This window comes from Mesorhizobium sp. B2-3-12 (assembly GCF_006442205.1).
GTDB lineage: Bacteria > Pseudomonadota > Alphaproteobacteria > Rhizobiales > Rhizobiaceae > Mesorhizobium.
In genome coordinates, this window is the sequence record NZ_VFVR01000001.1 from 916,030 (window position 1) to 933,503 (window position 17,474).

The window sequence follows — 17,474 nt, forward strand, 5'->3', positions numbered from 1 at the left end:
CCCATTGCAAGGACCGTGACAGCCGCTGCCGGGCTTGATAGAGGCTCTGCTTTCGCAGCAATCAGGATGATTGCAATCACGGTGATATATGGCTGAGCCCCCGCTGAAAGGCGTCCGCGTCGTCGAACTCGCCCGCATTCTTGCCGGGCCCTGGGCCGGGCAGTTGCTCGCCGATCTCGGCGCCGATGTCATCAAGGTCGAGAGCCCCGATGGCGGCGACGACACCCGCAAATGGGGTCCACCCTTCGTCATGAGCCACGATGGCGAGAACCTGTCGGCCGCCTATTACCATTCCTGCAATCGTGGCAAGCGCTCAATCGCCATCGACTTTTCGACGCCCGACGGCGCCGAGACGGTGCGGCGGCTGGTTGCCACGGCGGATGTGCTGATCGAGAACTTCAAGCTCGGCGGCCTGAAGAAATACGGGCTCGACTATCAGAGCCTGAAAGCGATCAACCCGCGCCTGGTCTACTGCTCCATCACCGGCTTCGGCCAGGATGGACCCTATGCGCCACGCGCCGGTTACGATTTCATCATCCAGGCCATGGCCGGCATGATGTCGATCACCGGCGAGGCCGGCCGCGAGCCGCAGAAGGCCGGCGTCGCCATCTCGGACATCTTCACCGGCCTCTATTCGGTCATCGCCATCCAGGCCGCCTTGCGTCACGCCGGACAAACCGGCGAAGGCCAGCACATCGACATGGCGCTGTTCGACACCCAGATCTCGGCCCTCGGCAACCAGAACCTCAACTATCTCGTCTCCGGCAAGTCGCCGGTGCAGATGGGCAATGCGCATATGAACATCGCCCCTTACGAAGTGCTTCCGGTCAGGGACGGCCACATCATCCTGGCGGTCGGCAATGACGGCCAGTTCGCCAAATTCTGCAATGCAGTCGGGCTGGACGATTTGCCGGCGAATCCCGATTTCGCCACCAATCCGGCCCGTGTCGCCAACCGCGTGGAACTTCGCGCACGCATCATCGAGGCGCTGAAGAGCTGGGATCGCGATCCGCTGCTGGCCAAGCTCGAAGCCGCAAGCGTGCCGGCAAGCCCGATCAACACGATCGGCCAGATGTTCGCCGACCCGCAAACCATTGCGCGCGGCATGCGGCTCGACCTCGATGACGGCCATGGCAATCGCCTGCCGTCGGTGCGCGCGCCGATGGTGATGTCGGGGACGCCGCTCGTCTACGAACGGCCCTCGCCGCGCCTTGGCGAGCACACCGACGAAATCCTTGCCGAACTGGAGAAGTCTGGGAAATGAAGACCGGTGGACAACTGATCGTCGACGCCCTCGAAGCCAACGGCACCGACCGTATCTTCTGCGTGCCGGGCGAATCCTACCTTGCGGTGCTCGACGCGCTGCATGACTCCCCGATCCGCACCATCGTCTGCCGCCAGGAAGGCGGTGCCGCCATGATGGCCGACTGCCAGGGCCGGCTGACCGGCAACCCTGGCATCTGCTTCGTCACCCGCGGCCCCGGCGCCACCAATGCTTCGGCCGGCATCCACATCGCCATGCAGGATTCGGTGCCGCTGATCCTGTTCATCGGCCAGGTCGCCAGCCACGCCAAGGAGCGCGAGGCCTTCCAGGAGGTGGATTACGTCAGGTTCTTCGGCGACATCGCCAAATGGGTGGTCGAGATCGACGATGCCTCGCGCATCCCTGAATTCGTCACCCGAGCCTTCGCCGTGGCGACGTCTGGCCGCCCCGGCCCGGTGGTCATCTCGCTGCCGGAGGACATGCTGACCAGTGTGGTCGAGGCGCCTTCCGCCTTGCCACACACGCCGGTCGAAACCTATCCCGGCGAAGCCGAACTCGACGCGCTGGACATGCTGCTGAGCAACGCCAAGCGACCGTTCGTCATACTCGGTGGCACGCGCTGGAATGAGGAGGCAGTCGCGCGGATGCGCGCCATATCCGAGGCCTGGTCGCTTCCTGTCGGCTGTTCCTTCCGCCGCCAGATGCTGTTCGACCATCTGCATCCGAACTATGCCGGCGATGTCGGCATCGGCATCAATCCGAAACTGGCGACGGCGATCAAGCAAGCCGATGTCGTGCTGCTGATCGGCGGCCGCATGGGCGAGATGCCATCCTCGGACTACACGCTGCTGAAGAGCCCTTATCCCGACCAGGCGCTGGTGCACGTCCATGCCGATGCCGGAGAACTCGGCCGGGTCTACCGCCCGACGCTGGCAATCAACGCCTCGCCGGCGGCTTTCGTCGAGGCCTTCGCCAAGCGCAAGCCGGCCAGCACGCCATCATGGGCGGGCGAAACAGCCAAGCTGCACGCCGCTTACCTCGACTGGTCGACGCCGCCGGAAAGCGGTCCTGGCACGGTCCAGATGGGACCGATCATGAACTATCTGGAAAAGGTCCTGCCGGACGATGCTATCCTCACCAATGGCGCCGGAAATTACGCCACCTGGGTCCATCGCTTCCATCGCTTCCGCCGCTTCGCCACGCAAGGAGCGCCGACTTCCGGCTCGATGGGTTACGGCACCCCGGCGGCGGTCGCGGCCAAGGCGCTTTATCCTGAGCGCATCGTGGTCGCCTTTGCCGGCGATGGCTGCTTCCTGATGAACGGGCAGGAATTCGCCACCGCCGTGCAGTACGACATGCCGATCGTCGTGATCGTCGTCAACAACGGCATTTACGGCACCATCCGCATGCATCAGGAGCGCGAATATCCGGGCCGTGTGGTCGGCACAGACCTGAAAAATCCCGACTTCGCGTCGCTTGGACGCGCCTATGGCGGCCATGGCGAGACGGTCGAGAAGACCGAGGACTTCGCCCCGGCCTTCGAACGCGCGCGGGCCAGCGGCAAGCCGGCGATCGTCGAGATCCGGCTCGACCCGGAAGCGATCACGCCGACCCGCACGATGACGCAGATCCGCGACAGGAGCTGAAGCAACCGATCGGCGTCCAAAGAAAGGGCGCTGCATCCAAGCTGCCAATCTCCCCCCTTGAGGGGGAGATGTCCGGCAGGACAGAGGGGGGCGCCTCGCGCCGGCCCTCAAGCGTTGGCCGCGCCCCGCGCCCTACATCGCCTTTTCGATCTGGCCACGGATCTCGCCGTCCTTGTTGGCGGCTGTGTGCACGTTGACATAATATTTGCCGGCTTCCAGATCGGCGGCCTGCGCGTCGGTCAACGTGGCCGATCCCTTGATCGGGCTCTTCAGCTTGCCTTTGAACGGGATCACCGGAGGCGCGTTCTCGCCGGTCGCCGCCGGGCCGTGGATATGCGCGGCCACCGCGGGGCCACTGAGGCCGGAATATTTCACGTTCCAGCTGAGCTTCTTCTTGGTGGTGTCGAAGGTGAGCGTGGCCGTCCCCTTCCCTTTGGTGGTGACGGCTGGGCTCTGCTGGCCGCCATCGAGTGTCGCCTTGTATTTCACCACCTCGGCCATGGCTGGCGATGCGAACAGGAAAGCGGTGGAAATAGCGAGCGCCGACAGCGCCGGCAGGAAAGAGTGAGCGCGCATGAAGAACCTCCGATTGGATGAAGCATCCGTCGCGGCTCCCCGACGCGCGTATGCTCCAATGCAACGGCTGGAGGGAGCAATGTATCCCCGCACACGGCTTTGTGATCGGAGCGTATGAAAAAGGGGCGGTCGCCCGCCCCTTTGATGTCAGCCCAAATCTCAGGCGCTATGGTCGCGCCTGTCGGTGCCTTACTTGACCGCCTTGTCGGTGATCGCGGTCGTATAGGCGCCGGTCGGCTCCTTGGTGATGATCTTCTGGTCGAGCAGCGCCTTGGCGGTACGCTCGTAGGTCGCCGGGTCGAGCTTGCCGTCGGCATTGTCGATCAGCTTGGCGACTTCGCTCATCATGCGCTTCTGGTGGTTCTCGTCCTGGCCGCCGCCGTCCATGACGATGCCGGCTGCCTCGTCATTGTTGTCGATGGCGTATTTCCAGCCCTTCATCGAAGCGCGCACGAACCGCACCATCTTGTCCTCGAAGGCCGGGTCCTTGAGTTTGTCTTCCGAGGCATAGAGGCCGTCCTCGAGCAGGTCGTTGCCCATCGCCGAGTAATTGAAGACGGTGAGCTGTTCGGGCTTGTAGCCGGCATCGATCAGCTGCCAGTACTCGTTGTAGGTCATGACCGAGATGCAGTCGGCCTGCTTCTGGATCAGCGGCTGCACGTCGAAACTCTGCTTCAGAACCGTGACGCCGTCCGGGCCGCCTTCGGTCTTGAGGCCAAGCTTGTTCATCCAGGCGTAGAACGGATATTCATTGCCGAAGAACCAGACGCCCAGCGTATGGCCCTTGAAGTCGGCTTCGGTCTTGATCGGGCCGTCCTTCGGGCAGACCAGCTCCATGCCGGCCTTCTTGAACGGCTGGGCGATGTTGACCAGCGGCACGCCCTTTTCGCGCGCGGCCAGCGCGCCGCCCATCCAGTCGACGATGACGTCGGCGCCGCCGCCGGCGATCACCTGCTCGGGCGCGATATCGGGTCCGCCCGGCTTGATATCGACGTCGAGACCTTCGGCGTCATAGAAACCCTTTGCCTTGGCGACATAGTAGCCGGCAAACTGGGCCTGCGTGACCCATTTCAGTTGCAAGGTCACCTTGTCGGCGGCCATTGCCTGGAACGCGGCCAGCGACATCGCGCCGGCCAGAACTGGAATAATAAGTCTTTTCATTTTTTACCCTCTGAAGTTAGTGCCCTAAACCCACCGCCCCTATCCACCACGGACAGAGGGATGCCAAAACGTGACGGCCCTTTCGACAAGGGCGACCACGCCATAAAAGACCGAACCCGCAAGTGCTGCAACTGCGATTTCGGCCCAGACCATGTCGATGTTCATCCGCCCGACCTCGGTCGAAATGCGGAATCCCATACCCACGACCGGCGTGCCGAAGAACTCGGCGACGATGGCGCCGATCAGCGCCAGCGTCGAATTGATCTTCAGCGCGTTGAAGATGAAGGGGGCGGCGGCCGGCAGCCGCAGCTTGATCAGCGTCGGCCAGTAACCCGACGCGTAGGTGCGCATCAGGTCGCGCTCCATATGGCCGGAAGCGGCAAGCCCGGCGACCGTGTTCACCAGCATCGGGAAGAAGGTCATGATGATGACCACCGCCGCCTTCGACTGCCAGTCGAAGCCGAACCACATGACCATGATTGGGGCCACGCCAATGATCGGCAGCGCCGAGACCATGTTGCCGATCGGCAAGAGCCCGCGCCGCAGGAACGGCACGCGGTCGGCGAGGATCGCGGTGATGAAGCCGGCGCCGCTGCCCACGACATATCCGAAAAGCACCGCCTTGAAGATGGTTTGCCGGACATCGGCGCCGAGCACCGGCAGCGAACTGGCGATGCGCGCGCCGATCGCGCTCGGCGGCGGCAGCAGGATGAAAGGAATGCCGGCGCCCCGCGTCACCGCTTCCCAGATGATCAGGATCCAGGCGCCGAAGATAGCGGGGATGATCAGCCGCAGAGTGGTCCGCGCCCAGCTTGCCGGCGGCCGCAATCCCGAAAGCACCGCAACGCAACGCCAGCCAAGCAGCCAGGCAGCCGTGAGCAGAAGGAAATACGGCGCCAGTGCGGTGCCCTCGAACCCTGTGATGCCCGATATCAGCAGCCAGGCGACGAGATGGGCGCCGATGAACAGAACCACGGCCTCCGCGACCGATGGAATCCTGACCATCGAGATCAGCGCCGCGACCACGGCAAGGCCGAGCATCAAGCCCTTCGTCCCCAGATAGGGATAGTCGATGCTTGCCGTCGGGTCGGCAAGCGCTGCCGCTTCCGGCTTCGACATGGCGCCAAGCGCGACCGCGATCAGGCACAGCACAATGGCAATCACCGCTTGCCAGGACGGTTTCAGCCAATTCATGCCGGCCTCCCGCCCATAGCGCGGTCGACGAGGCGCCCGGCAATGCCGACCACCATGACCAGCAGCGCCGCCACGATCGAACCCGCGACCAGCGCCGACCAGATGTCGATCGACTGGCTGTAATAAGCGCCGGCCAGAAGCTTGGCGCCGATACCAGCGACCGCGCCTGTCGGCAGTTCACCGACGATGGCGCCGACCAGGCTTGCCGCCACCGCCACCTTCATCGAGGTGAACAGGAACGGCACCGAGGCCGGCACGCGCAATTTCCAGAAGGTTTGCGTGCGGCTGGCATTGTAGGTGTGCATCAGGTCGAGATGCATGATCTCGGGCGAGCGCAGGCCCTTCACCATGCCGACCGTCACCGGGAAGAACGACAGATAGGTCGAGATCATCGCCTTCGGGATCAGCCCCGTGATGCCGATCGCCGCCAGCACGACGATGATCATCGGCGCCACCGCCAGGATTGGAATGGTCTGCGAAGCGATGATCCATGGCATCAGGCTGCGGTCGAGCGTCGCCACATGCACGATACCGACGGCAATGACGATGCCGAGCGCGGTGCCGAAGGCAAAGCCGAGCAGCGTCGAGGACAGCGTCACCCAGGCGTTGTAGACGAGGCTGCGGTTCGAATTGATGGGCCGCAGAAAGGTGTTCTCGAAGAAATTCACCGCCACCTGGTGCGGTGCCGGCAGCGTCGGCTTCGGCTGCGACAGCGTCTTGCCGATCAATTCGCTGAATGTGGAGGTTTCATTGGCCCGCCGGTCGAGATCGCGCTGGAACGGCGTGTTGAGGATGACGGCGAACACGTACCAGAGCACGATCACGCCGGCCAGGATCGAGGTGACTGGGATGAGCTTGTCGCGGAAGGTGTCCATTCAGCGCTCTCCTTCTCCTCTCCCCGTTGGGGAGAGGGTGGCCGGAGCGAAGCGAAGGCCGGGTGAGGGTGAGTGTATCTGCCCCTCAAGCACAGCCAGAATCGTATCCAAGACCGCACGCCGCTCGGCGAGAACCTCTTGGTTCCAGAACCGAAGAACAGAGTAGCCGTTGCGATTCAGCCAAGTTGTTCTGCTTTCATCGGTCAGGGACTCGGCATGTTGGCTGCCATCGATTTCAACGATCAAGCTCTTCTCGCGGCAGAGAAAATCGGCGAAGAACGGCCCAAGTGGCACTTGCCTTACGAACTTGTAGCCGTTGAGGTGACGGCCCTGTAACTCGCCCCAAAGCCGATATTCGGCCTTTGTCTCGTCAAACCGCAGCTCTCGGGCACGAGCGGTTGCCCCGGCCTTCCTCTTGGTTGGATGTGTCGGGGACGCCCCCTCACCCGGCCGCTTCGCGGCCACCCTCTCCCCGGAGGGGAGAGGAGGAACTTCGTCCTGCCCCCCCTCAATCATCATAGCTATGCCCTGCCCTCAAGCCATCGCGCACCCTGGCCGCGATCGCCAAAAACTCCGGCGTCTCTCGGATGTCGAGCGGGCGCTCCTTCGGCAGTGTCGATTCGATGATGTCGCTGACCCGGCCCGGACGCGGCGACATGACGACGATGCGCGTCGACAGATAGACCGCCTCCGGAATCGAGTGGGTGACGAAGCAGATGGTCTTGTTAGTGCGCCCCCACAATTGCAGCAACTGTTCGTTGAGGTGGTCGCGCACGATCTCGTCCAGTGCGCCGAATGGCTCGTCCATCAACAGCAGGTCGGCGTCGAAGGCCAGCGCCCGGGCGATCGAGGCGCGCTGCTGCATGCCGCCGGAAAGCTGCCAGGGATATTTATTCTCGAAACCGCTGAGGTTGACGAGGTCGAGCGTGCGCTTGATGCGCTCCGCCTGCTCGGCCCTCGACAGGCCCATGATTTCCAAAGGCAGTCCGACATTGCGCTCGATGGTGCGCCAGGGAAACAGGGCGGCGGCCTGGAAGACATAGCCATAGGCGCGTTTCTCGCGCGCCTGTTCCGGCGTCATGCCATTGACCGAGATCGTTCCCGAGGTCGGCTTCTCCAGATCGGCGATGACGCGCAGCAGCGTGGTCTTGCCGCAGCCGGACGGCCCGATGAAGGAGACGAACTCCCCCTTGCCGATGGTCAGGTCTACATTGGACAGCGCCTGCACCGGCCCGTCATTGGTCTGGAAGGTGAGGCCAAGCTTGCTTGCCGAAACGACGGCTGGCGACGGTCCCGTCATCGGTTGCTGCTCGCCTTCCGCCGCCACCGGGGCGCGGGCTGGAATCCGGTTGCTTTTATCGCGATGTTGTTTTCCACTCGCCCTGTCCCATTGGCTTTGTTCTATTTCGACGCCCGGAGTTCCCCGATGTCGCCCAAACCCACTTGTCATCTTATCCGCCCCGGCAGCACCTATGAAGGCAAGCAGGGGTTGACCTATCTGGCCGGCATCGCGACCGAAACGGTCGGCTCATCCGGCATCTGCATGCACGTGCTGACCATGCCGCCCGGCGCCCGCGCCAAGGCACATCTGCACGAGAACCACGAGACGGCGATCTACGTGCTCTCCGGCGAAGTCCATACCTGGTATGGCGACCGGCTCGAACACCACATCGTCGTCAAGGCGGGCGACCTCTTCTACATCCCGGCTGGCGTGCCGCATCTGCCAGCCAATCTCAGCAACGCCCCCTCTTCCGCCGTCATTGCCCGCACCGATCCCAACGAGCAGGAAAGCGTCGTCCTGCTGCCGGAACTGGATGCGCTGGTCGCCTGACACCGGCGCGGGGATTGTCGCCATCATTTGCACCGGGAAACTTCACCCATCACATTGCCGTCCTCGTCGACGACAGACAGTTTCTTGGCGTTCCTGGCGCTGCGCTTGATGGTGAAGGTGGCCGGCGACTTGCCGTCCTCGCCTTCGGCCTCGCACTCGGCCTTGATCGTCAGCGAGCCATCGGCCTTGGCCTTCGTCTCGGTGAAAGTGCAGGCGCTGGCCGCCGTGATCAGTTCCTTGTCGGTCAGAAGCAGCATCTGATCGGCGGCGACTTCCTGGCCGTTCTTGTTGATGCAGCCATATTTGTCGCCATAAGGCTTGCTGAGGTCGATCGCCGCCGCCGACGCCTGCCCGGCGGTCATCACCGCCGCCGCAGCCAGAGCGAGAAAAACAGCCCGCATGGTCAAACCCCTGTCGCCGGAATACCCGTCCGCTCAACCTTGCGCGGCGCGGTGATTTCCTTCCACGTCGACAGCGCCCGGTTGACCGCCGCGTTCGGCTCACGGCCTACGAACTCACCATGGCCGGGTTTCGCCTTGACCTCGGCTTCCTCGATCGACAGTTCGCCGCGAGAGAAGACGAAGCGCGGCAGGCCGGTCACCTCGACGCCTTCGAACACGTTGTAGTCGATGACGGACTGCTGCTTCTTCGAAGAAATCGTCTTCTTCCGCTTCGGATCCCAGACGATGATGTCGGCATCCGCGCCTTCCACGATCGCCCCCTTCCTCGGATACATGTTGAGGATCTTGGCGATGTTGGTCGAGGTCACCGCGACGAACTCGTTCATCGTCAGCCGGCCGGTGTTGACGCCCCTGGTCCACAGCACCGGCAACCGGTCCTCGAGGCCGCCGGTGCCGTTCGGGATCTTGGTGAAGTTGCCGACGCCGAAACGCTTCTGCTCCGTCGTGAAGGCGCAATGGTCGGTCGCCACCACCTGCAGCGAGCCCGCCTGCAGGCCGGCCCACAGCGAATCCTGGTGCAGCTTGTTGCGGAAGGGCGGGCTCATCACGCGGCGCGCCGCATGATCCCAGTCCTTGTCGAAATACTCGCTCTCATCGAGCGTCAGATGCTGGATCAGCGGCTCGCCGAACACGCGCATGCCTTTTTGGCGCGCCCGGCGGATCGCTTCGTGGCTCTGCTCGCAGGAGACGTGCACGACGTAGAGCGGCACGCCGGCCATGTCGGCGATCATGATGGCGCGGTTGGTCGCCTCGCCCTCCACTTCCGGTGGGCGCGAATAGGCATGGCCCTCGGGGCCGTTGTTGCCCGCGGCGAGCAGCTTCTGCGACAGGGCGGCGACCACGTCGCCGTTCTCGGCATGCACCAGCGGCAGCGCGCCAAGATCGGCGCAGCGCTGGAACGACGCGTACATCTCGTCGTCGTCGACCATCAGCGCGCCCTTATAGGCCATGAAGTGCTTGAACGAGGTGATGCCCTTGTCGACCACCGTGGCCATCTCGTCGAACACCTGCTTGCCCCACCAGGTGATCGCCATGTGGAAGGAGTAGTCGCAGGCCGCCTTGGAAGTCTTGTTGTCCCACATCTGCAGGGCTTCGAGCAGCGATTGCTGCGGCGCCGGCAAGCAGAAATCGACCACCATGGTGGTGCCGCCGGCAAGGGCAGCCCGCGTGCCGGATTCAAAATCATCGGCCGAATAGGTACCCATGAACGGCATTTCGAGATGGGTATGCGGATCGATGCCGCCCGGCATCACATAGCAGCCGGTGGCGTCGTACTCATGGTCGCCATGCAGGTCCGGGCCGATGGCGACGATCTTGCCGTGGCTGAACAGCACATCGGCCTTCCACGTGCGGTCGGCGGTGACGACGGTGCCGTTCTTGATGACTTTGGTCATTTGCCTGTTCCCTGTTCTCTTCGCGCTTCTTGGTGAGCGGCGTTTGGAAGGTAGATTTCTAAGTTCACTCCACGATGACGGCCGTCTCCACCACCGCGTGGAACAGAACGTCGGCGCCGGCCGAAGCCCATTCCTTGGTGATCTCCTCGGCCTCGTTGTGGCTCAATCCATCGACGCACGGGCACATCACCATGGCGGTCGGCGCGACGCGGTTGATCCAGCAGGCGTCGTGGCCGGCGCCCGAGACGATGTTGCGGTGCGTATACCCGAGCCGCTCGGCGGCATCGCGGATCGCCTTGACGCAGCCCTTGTCGAAGGTGACCGGATCGAAAGCGCCTACCTGCTCGATCTTGTACTGGATGTCGAGCGCATCGCAGATCGTGTCGATGCCTTCGCGGATGCGACCATCCATGGCATCCAGCACTTCCTTCTCCGGCGACCGGATGTCGATGGTGAAGACGGTGCGCCCGGCGATGATGTTGCGCGAGTTCGGATAGACCTCCATGTGGCCGACCGCGCCAACGGCGTCGGGCTGGTAGTCCATGGCGATCTCGTGCACCAGTTCGATGACGCGCGCCATGCCGAGGCCGGCGTTGCGGCGCTTGGGCATCGGCGTCGAGCCGGTATGCGCCTCCCTGCCGGTCAGCGTCACCTGCAACCATTTCAGGCCCTGGCCATGGGTGACGACGCCGATGTCTATGTCTTCGTCCTCGAGGATCGGGCCCTGCTCGATATGCAGTTCGAAGAAGGCGTGGATCTTGCGGTCGCCGACCTTCTCGGTGCCCTTCCAGCCGATGCGCTCCAGTTCCTCGCCGAATTTCTTGCCGTTCTTGTCCGTGTGCTCGTAGACGTCGGCCTGGTCGAGCACGCCGGCGAACACGCCGGACGCCATCATCGCCGGCGCGAAGCGCGAGCCTTCCTCATTCGTCCAGTTGGTGACGACGATCGGATGTTTGGTCTTGATGCCGAGATCGTTGAGCGAGCGCACGATCTCCAGGCCGCCGAGAACGCCGAGAACGCCATCATACTTGCCGCCGGTCGGCTGCGTATCGAGATGGCTGCCGACATAGACCGGCGGCAGGCTGGGGTCGGTGCCTTCGCGGCGGGCAAACATGGTGCCCATTTCGTCGACGCCCATTTCCAGCCCGGCCGCATCGCACCAGCGCTTGAACAGATGTCGGCCCTCGCCGTCCTCATCGGTGACTGTCTGGCGATTGTTGCCGCCGGCAATGCCGGGGCCGATCTTCGCCATTTCCATCAGCGAATCCCACAAGCGGTCTGAATTGATTCGCAGATTTTCGCCGGGTGCGGCCATCTCAAGTTCCCATCTACACCAGGAGTCTTGTCGCCCCTTGAGTGATTTGCAGCCTGACCGTATGGTCAGCTTTCAGACTACACAACCTGACCAAGCGGTCAACTAGAATCTTGGGGAAAACATGGCCGAACCCACCCGCCCCACGCGGCGCCAAGACATCCGGCGGGAGAATGAAAAAACCATTCTCGTCGCCGCCGAGAAGGTGTTCGCGGAGGCTGGGTTCGGCGGCGCCACGATGCAGTTGATCGCCGATCTGGCGGATCTGCCAAAGGCCAATCTCCACTATTATTTCGCCACCAAGGAGGAACTCTACCGGTCCGTCGTCCAGAACATCTTTGAGATCTGGCTGCAGGCGGCCAATTGCTTCGACGCGGCGCGCGGGCCCATAGACGGCATCAGCGCCTATATCGACGCCAAGATGGAAATATCGCGCCGCCATCCGGACGGCTCGAAGGTCTGGGCTTCCGAAGTGATGCACGGGGCGCCGGTGCTCCAGGACTATATGGAATCGACACTGCGCGAATGGACCGATGGCCGCGTCGAGATCATCCGGCGCTGGATCGAGGAAGGCAAGATGGACCCGGTGGACCCGCGCCATCTGCTCTATATGCTCTGGGCCGCGACCCAGCACTACGCCGATTTCGGCCACCAGATCGAGACGCTCAATGGCGGCAAGCCGCTGTCCGACCGGCAATGGCGGGAAGCCAAGGACAATATCAAGCGGGTGATCCTGACCGGGATCGGCGCGCGGTCAGTCTGACTGATCGCCCCGTTGCGGCAAAGATCAGGGCCGGCGCGGTATCGCGCCGACCAGTTGCTTCACGGTCCCCTCCTCTTCGTTGGAGGGAGACCGCATTGGGGTCTCAGTCGATCGACCGCAGCACTTCACGCACATGGTCGATCAGTTCGTTGATCTGGCCCTTGGTGATGATCAGCGGCGGCGACAGCGCGATGATGTCGCCGGTGGTGCGGATCAGCGCGCCGCGCTCGAAGGCCTTGACGAAGGCGGAGAAGGCCCGCTTGGTCGGGCTGCCGGCGATCGGCGCCAGCTCGATCGCGCCGATCAGGCCGATGTTCCTAATGTCGATGACATGCGGCTCGCCCTTCAGCGAATGCAGCGCGTCTTCCCAATAGGGCGCCAGTTCCTCGCCACGGGTCAGCAGGCCCTCTTCCTTGTAGGTGTCGAGCGTGCCGAGTGCTGCGGCACACGCAATCGGATTGCCCGAATAGGTGTATCCGTGGAAGAACTCGATCATGTGCTCGGGGCCGGTCATGAACGCGTCATGGATTTCCTTCTTCACGAACACCGCGCCCATCGGGATGACGCCGTTGGAGACGCCCTTGGCGGTGGTCATGATGTCGGGTGTGACGCCGAAATAATCGGCCGCGAACGGCGCGCCGAGGCGGCCGAAACCGGTGATGACCTCGTCGAAGATCAGCAGGATGCCGTGCTTGGTGCAGATCTCGCGCAGCTTCTCGAGATAGCCCTTCGGTGGCAGGATGACGCCGGTCGAGCCGGCGACTGGCTCGACGATGACGGCGGCGATGGTCGAGGCGTCATGCAGCGCAACAATGCGCTCCAGCTCGTTGGCGAGCTCCGCGCCATATTCCGGCACGCCCCTGGAGAAGGCGTTCTTCTCGGGCAGATGGGTGTGCGGCATATGGTCGACGCCGCCGAGCAGCGTGCCGAACATCTTGCGGTTGGTGACAATGCCGCCGACCGAGATGCCGCCGAAATTGACGCCGTGATAGCCACGCTCGCGGCCGATCAGGCGGGTCCGCGAGCCCTCGCCCTTCACGCGGTGATAGGCGATCGCCATCTTCAGTGCCGTCTCGACCGATTCCGAACCGGAATTGGTGAAGAACACATGGTCCATGCCCTTGGGCGCGAGATCGACCAGACGGTTGGCCAGCTCGAACACGATCGGATGGCCCATCTGGAAGGCGGGCGCGTAGTCGAGTTCGGCGGCCTGGTGCTGGATCGCCTCGGTGATCTTCGGGCGGCAGTGGCCGGCATTGACGCACCACAGGCCGGCGGTGCCGTCCAGCACCTTGCGGCCATCGCTGGTGGTGTAGTGCATGTCCTTGGCGGACACGAACATGCGCGGCGCCTGCTTGAACTGCCGGTTTGCCGTGAACGGCATCCAGAATGCGCTGAGATCGTTCGGCGTGACTTTCAGCCGGTTGGACATGACCAGGACTTCCCCTTGTAATCTGTTTCGGTGCGCCCAACGCTTGGTCTTTGCCGCGTTTTCATGCTACGCAAATTTTTGACCGATTGGACAAACGTTAGCACCGCCCTGTCGGCGGTCAAGGATTACTAGCGGAAATGCGGCACCTGAAGTGCGTTCCACAGCTCGGGGAAAAACTGGTCCAGAGAATTGGTCCAGATGACCGTCAACGGCGGGGTCCGCAACGGTGAACATCGGCACGGAAGCCCCTCGCCGCACCCGCATCCAGCAGGAAAAGCGCGAACTCATTTTGGAGGCGGCGCTTGAGGTGTTTTCCACTCACGGTTTCCGTGGCTCGACCATCGACCAGATCGCCGAAGCCGCCGGCATGTCGAAGCCGAACCTGCTCTACTATTTCCGCCGCAAGGAAGACATTCACGAGACCTTGATGGAACGGCTGCTCGAGACCTGGCTGGCGCCGCTCAGGGAACTCGACGATATCGGCGATCCGATGACCGAGCTCAGGAGCTACATCAGGCGCAAGCTGGAAATGGCCCGCGATTTCCCGCGCGAGAGCCGGCTGTTCGCCAACGAGATCCTGCAGGGCGCACCGCGCATCATGCCGCTGCTGGCGGGCGAACTGAAGACGCTGGTCGACGAGAAGGCCGCGGTCATCAAGGGCTGGATGCGCGCCGGCAAGATCGCCAGGACCGATCCGTGGCACCTGATCTTCTCGATCTGGGCGACCACCCAGCACTATGCCGATTTCGATGTCCAGGTCCGCGCCGTGCTGGGGCCGAACCGCGGCGGCGACGGCCGCTTCGAGGACGCCGCAAGGTTCCTGGAGCAATTGTTCCTCGATGGGCTGAAGCCGAAGGGCTAGCGTCTCGTCCTTTCGTCATCCTATGGCGGAGCCCGGGGGCTTCGCCGCGAACCGCACCGCCGTCAGGCACTGCGCCGCTCTGCCGGCAGCGCGTCGAGCAAGGTCCGCAGCTTGGCGATCGAGTTCTGCTCAGCGAGCGGCGTGTAGACGATCAGCCGCATGTCCGAGCCGTCGTCGATCGACAGGCTCATATGCTCGAAGGCCATCAAGCCTGCCTTGGGATGCCGGACGTGCTTGATGCCGGTCAGCCTGCGCGCCACGTCGCGCCGGGGCCACCAGTCACGGAACTCGGGACTCGAGTTCATCATCAGGGCGATCAGCCGTTCGAAATCCGGATCGCCGACATATTTGGCGCTTTCGGCACGAAACGAAGCGAGCACCACGCGAGCGAGTTCTTCCCAGTCGACCAGCAGGCGGCGATGGTGCGGGCTGGTGAACACCATGTGGACGATGTTTCTGGCATCGCCGTCCAGCAGACCATAGTCGCCGAACACCGCCACGGCCGCGTCATTCCAGGCAAGAACATCCCAACGCCGGCCGACCACTTGGGCCGGCTGCAGCACGAGGCTTTGCAGCATATGCAACAGCGTGGCGTCCACCTTCTCGGGCGCCGCCACACGACGTTCCGGCTGCTGGCGGCCAGCGAGGATGAACAGATGCCGCTTCTCGACGGCATCGAGCCGCAACGCCTCGCAGAGCGCCGAAAGCACTTCCACCGAGGGCCTGACATCCCTGCCCTGTTCCAGCCAGGTGTACCAGGTGGTGCCGACACCGGCGATCATCGCCACCTCCTCGCGCCGCAGGCCGGGCGTTCGCCGTCGCGGACCTGTCGCGATACCTGTGGCCGATGGCGTCAGCCTTTCCCGGCGCGAGCGCAGGAAGGCGCCGAGTTCACGCCGACGGCTCTCGTCGGCTGATTGGGCGGGGGCAGCAGAGATGGAAGCGTTCATGCGGCTATTATAGCAGTATTGATACCAGGATAAAGTTTGAACTGTTTGAGACCGGCCTGACACTCCATCTTGCGTTCGGAGCAGCAACAGGAGGCTCTGAACATGGAATTGAAAGACAAGACCATCCTCATCACCGGATCGACCGACGGCGTCGGCCGGGTCGTGGCACAAAGGCTGGGTGCCGCCGGCGCACGGGTGCTGGTGCATGGCCGCGACGCCACGCGCGGCAAGGCCGTTATCGCAGCCATCGAAGCCGACGGCGGCAAGGCCGAGTTTCTCGCGGCCGATCTCGCGTCGCTGGCCGAGGTGCGACGCCTCGCCGAAACCGTGCGCGCCAGGACGAGCAGCCTCGACATCCTCATCAACAATGCAGGCGTCGGCACCGCTGGCGACAATCGACAGACAAGCGCCGACGGCCATGAGTTGCGCTTTGCCGTCAACTATCTCGCCGGCTTCCTGCTGACCTCGCAACTTCTGCCGCTACTCAGGGACAGCGCCCCGGCGCGCATCGTCAATGTCGCGTCCGCCGGCCAGCAGGCGATCGATTTCGGTGACGTCATGCTGACCCACGGCTATAGCGGCGTGCGCGCCTACTGCCAGAGCAAGCTGGCGCAGATCCTGTTCACCATCGACCTGGCCGAGCAGTTGCAAGGCAGCGGCGTCACCGTCAATGCGCTGCATCCTGCGAGCTACATGGACACCACCATGGTCCGGCAGGCCGGCGTGACACCCTGGAGTTCTGTCGAGACCGGCGCCGAAGCCATCGTCAACCTCGCCACCTCGAAAGAGCTGGAAGGCCGCAGCGGCCTCTATTTCGACGGTCTGCGGGAATCCCGCGCCGACGCCCAGGCCTACGACGCCGGGGCCAGACAGAAATTGCGAAGCCTGAGCCTCGACCTCGTCGGGCTGGCTCAAACCAAGGAACAGCATTGATGACCAGCAAGATCGAACACACGGTGATCATCGGCGGCTCGTCCGGCATCGGCCTGGCGACGGCGAAGAAACTGCTCGGCCCGGGCATGAAGGTGACCATCACCGGGCGCAACCAGGACAAACTCGTCGGCGCCTGGAAAAGCCTTGGCGGCGCCGCCGACAAGGCCGCCTTCGACGCTTCAAGACCGGATGAGGTGCGCCAGTTCTTCGCGCGCCTCGGCCCGTTCGACCACCTCGTTCTGGCGGCGAGCGGCGGCAAGGGCCTTGGACCGTTCGAGACCCTCGACCTTGCCGACATCGCCGGCGGCGTCGACGAAAAAGTGCGGCCGCAACTGTCCTGCCTGCAGGCCGCCTTGCCGACGCTCAACAAATCCGGATCGGTCACCTTCATCTCGGCGGTGTCGGCTCAGGTCACCATGCCCGGTGTCGCCGGTATCGGTGCCGTCAACGGCATGCTGCTGACCGTGACGCCGATCCTGGCTGTCGAGTTGAAGCCGCTGCGCGTCAACGTCGTGGCGCCCGGCGTCATCGACACGCCGTGGTGGGATTTTCTGCCCGAGGAGCAGCGGCGGGCGGTGTTCGCCGAATACGCCGGCAAGACGCCCGTGGGCCGGATCGGCCGCGCCGAGGACGTCGCCTCCGCGATTGCCTTCCTCGTCTCCAACGGCTTCATGACCGGCCAGGTGCTGACCTGCGACGGCGGCCTGCGGTTCGCGGCGTGAACGGAGCAACAGGCGGCCGAGAAACAGCAAGGTCGAGGGCAAATCGGCAGGCGTCAAACGCGCCCCCTGACAACACATGGCTTGAAAAAGTGGAGCGC

At 63.6% G+C, this 17,474-nt stretch carries 18 protein-coding genes; 7 read left to right on the top strand and 11 right to left on the bottom strand.

Annotated elements, in window-relative coordinates; genetic code table 11:
* The first annotated feature begins 88 nt into the window (after positions 1 to 88).
* The gene (locus FJ948_RS04460) at positions 89 to 1,264 is read left to right on the top strand and encodes a CaiB/BaiF CoA-transferase family protein (RefSeq protein WP_140701956.1); all 1,176 of its coding nucleotides are present in this window, start codon (positions 89 to 91) and stop codon (positions 1,262 to 1,264) included.
* Positions 1,261 to 2,910 (top strand): thiamine pyrophosphate-binding protein, encoded by a 1,650-nt coding sequence (locus FJ948_RS04465; protein WP_140701957.1) that lies wholly within the window; start codon positions 1,261 to 1,263, stop codon positions 2,908 to 2,910. The genes FJ948_RS04460 and FJ948_RS04465 overlap by 4 nt, the downstream gene beginning before the upstream one ends.
* 132 nt (positions 2,911 to 3,042) lie before the next feature.
* On the opposite strand, the gene FJ948_RS04470 is transcribed toward FJ948_RS04465, so the two are convergent.
* The 6 genes from FJ948_RS04470 to FJ948_RS04495 form a co-directional block, all read right to left on the bottom strand.
* The gene (locus tag FJ948_RS04470) at positions 3,043 to 3,486 is read right to left on the bottom strand and encodes a CHRD domain-containing protein (protein ID WP_140701958.1); all 444 of its coding nucleotides are present in this window, start codon (positions 3,484 to 3,486) and stop codon (positions 3,043 to 3,045) included.
* Positions 3,487 to 3,675: 189 nt separating this feature from the next.
* Positions 3,676 to 4,647 (bottom strand): ABC transporter substrate-binding protein, encoded by a 972-nt coding sequence (locus FJ948_RS04475; RefSeq protein WP_127260347.1) that lies wholly within the window; start codon positions 4,645 to 4,647, stop codon positions 3,676 to 3,678.
* Positions 4,648 to 4,686: 39 nt separating this feature from the next.
* Complete coding sequence (locus FJ948_RS04480; RefSeq protein WP_140701959.1) at positions 4,687 to 5,841, bottom strand: ABC transporter permease; 1,155 nt, start codon at positions 5,839 to 5,841, stop codon at positions 4,687 to 4,689.
* Positions 5,838 to 6,716: an ABC transporter permease gene (locus FJ948_RS04485; RefSeq protein WP_140701960.1), complete on the bottom strand. Its 879-nt coding sequence runs from the start codon at positions 6,714 to 6,716 to the stop codon at positions 5,838 to 5,840. Before FJ948_RS04485 ends, FJ948_RS04480 begins: the two co-directional genes overlap by 4 nt.
* Positions 6,717 to 7,235 (bottom strand): DUF559 domain-containing protein, encoded by a 519-nt coding sequence (locus FJ948_RS04490; protein WP_140701961.1) that lies wholly within the window; start codon positions 7,233 to 7,235, stop codon positions 6,717 to 6,719.
* Positions 7,225 to 8,016: an ABC transporter ATP-binding protein gene (locus FJ948_RS04495; protein ID WP_140701962.1), complete on the bottom strand. Its 792-nt coding sequence runs from the start codon at positions 8,014 to 8,016 to the stop codon at positions 7,225 to 7,227. Before FJ948_RS04495 ends, FJ948_RS04490 begins: the two co-directional genes overlap by 11 nt.
* A 126-nt stretch (positions 8,017 to 8,142) precedes the next feature.
* Here FJ948_RS04495 and FJ948_RS04500 point away from each other — a divergent pair, with 126 nt between their 5' ends.
* Positions 8,143 to 8,547 (top strand): cupin domain-containing protein, encoded by a 405-nt coding sequence (locus tag FJ948_RS04500; RefSeq protein ID WP_140701963.1) that lies wholly within the window; start codon positions 8,143 to 8,145, stop codon positions 8,545 to 8,547.
* Between the two features lie 23 nt (positions 8,548 to 8,570).
* Here FJ948_RS04500 and FJ948_RS04505 read toward each other — a convergent pair whose 3' ends face one another.
* The 3 genes from FJ948_RS04505 to FJ948_RS04515 all read right to left on the bottom strand — a co-directional run bounded on the left by FJ948_RS04505 (position 8,571) and on the right by FJ948_RS04515 (position 11,717).
* On the bottom strand, positions 8,571 to 8,948 hold the full coding sequence (locus FJ948_RS04505; RefSeq protein WP_140701964.1) for a hypothetical protein: 378 nt from the start codon (positions 8,946 to 8,948) through the stop codon (positions 8,571 to 8,573).
* A gap of 2 nt (positions 8,949 to 8,950) precedes the next feature.
* Positions 8,951 to 10,402 carry a dihydropyrimidinase gene (gene hydA, locus FJ948_RS04510; protein ID WP_140701965.1) on the bottom strand — a complete coding sequence of 484 codons (1,452 nt, stop codon included), beginning with the start codon at positions 10,400 to 10,402 and terminating at the stop codon, positions 8,951 to 8,953.
* Positions 10,403 to 10,466: 64 nt separating this feature from the next.
* On the bottom strand, positions 10,467 to 11,717 hold the full coding sequence (locus FJ948_RS04515; protein ID WP_140701966.1) for a Zn-dependent hydrolase: 1,251 nt from the start codon (positions 11,715 to 11,717) through the stop codon (positions 10,467 to 10,469).
* 121 nt (positions 11,718 to 11,838) lie between these two features.
* Between FJ948_RS04515 and FJ948_RS04520 the strand changes: the two genes are divergently transcribed.
* Positions 11,839 to 12,477 (top strand): TetR/AcrR family transcriptional regulator, encoded by a 639-nt coding sequence (locus FJ948_RS04520; RefSeq protein ID WP_140701967.1) that lies wholly within the window; start codon positions 11,839 to 11,841, stop codon positions 12,475 to 12,477.
* Between the two features lie 103 nt (positions 12,478 to 12,580).
* On the opposite strand, the gene FJ948_RS04525 is transcribed toward FJ948_RS04520, so the two are convergent.
* Entirely contained in the window at positions 12,581 to 13,909 is a 1,329-nt protein-coding gene (locus FJ948_RS04525) for an aspartate aminotransferase family protein (protein WP_140701968.1), read from the bottom strand.
* A gap of 226 nt (positions 13,910 to 14,135) precedes the next feature.
* Here FJ948_RS04525 and FJ948_RS04530 point away from each other — a divergent pair, with 226 nt between their 5' ends.
* Entirely contained in the window at positions 14,136 to 14,771 is a 636-nt protein-coding gene (locus FJ948_RS04530; protein ID WP_140701969.1) for a TetR family transcriptional regulator C-terminal domain-containing protein, read from the top strand.
* Between the two features lie 62 nt (positions 14,772 to 14,833).
* On the opposite strand, the gene FJ948_RS04535 is transcribed toward FJ948_RS04530, so the two are convergent.
* A complete protein-coding gene (locus FJ948_RS04535; protein WP_140701970.1) occupies positions 14,834 to 15,721 on the bottom strand; it encodes a helix-turn-helix transcriptional regulator in 888 nt (295 codons plus the stop codon).
* Positions 15,722 to 15,823: 102 nt separating this feature from the next.
* On the opposite strand from FJ948_RS04535, the gene FJ948_RS04540 reads away from it, so the two are divergent.
* Together FJ948_RS04540 and FJ948_RS04545 are read left to right on the top strand one after the other, a co-directional pair.
* Positions 15,824 to 16,654: an SDR family NAD(P)-dependent oxidoreductase gene (locus FJ948_RS04540; RefSeq protein ID WP_140701971.1), complete on the top strand. Its 831-nt coding sequence runs from the start codon at positions 15,824 to 15,826 to the stop codon at positions 16,652 to 16,654.
* Entirely contained in the window at positions 16,654 to 17,376 is a 723-nt protein-coding gene (locus FJ948_RS04545; protein WP_140701972.1) for an SDR family oxidoreductase, read from the top strand. The genes FJ948_RS04540 and FJ948_RS04545 overlap by 1 nt, the downstream gene beginning before the upstream one ends.
* Positions 17,377 to 17,474 lie beyond the last annotated feature (98 nt).